Genomic DNA, 241 nt, shown 5'->3' with positions numbered 1-241 from the left:
GGGCAACGTTGATGCCAAGGAAATGTACCGCACCTTCAACATGGGCATCGGCATGATCATGATCGTCGATGAAAAAGACGCAGATGCCGTCCTCAAGAACCTGGCCGACCGCGATGAAAAGGCCTATGTCATCGGCAAAGTCGTCGATTCCGACGTACCCGTAACCTTGCGGGGAGGCGTATTCCATGACTAAGAAGAAAATGGTCATTTTCGCATCGGGCCGCGGCTCCAATGCCATTGC

Annotated in this window: 1 protein-coding gene; it reads left to right on the top strand. The window is 53.5% G+C overall.

Translation table 11 applies throughout. The features are described from left to right. Positions 1–193, top strand: a 193-nt coding sequence (locus AC2FA3_RS15570; protein WP_490510384.1) for an AIR synthase-related protein, incomplete at its 5' end; no start/stop codon positions are given. Between the last annotated feature and the right edge of the window lie 48 nt (positions 194–241).

The sequence above is a fragment of the Janibacter sp. CoH_79_TC_3 genome (assembly GCF_058197955.1).
The sequence above is the reverse complement of the archived record's forward strand: the minus strand, read 5'-3'. Positions and strand labels throughout refer to the sequence as shown.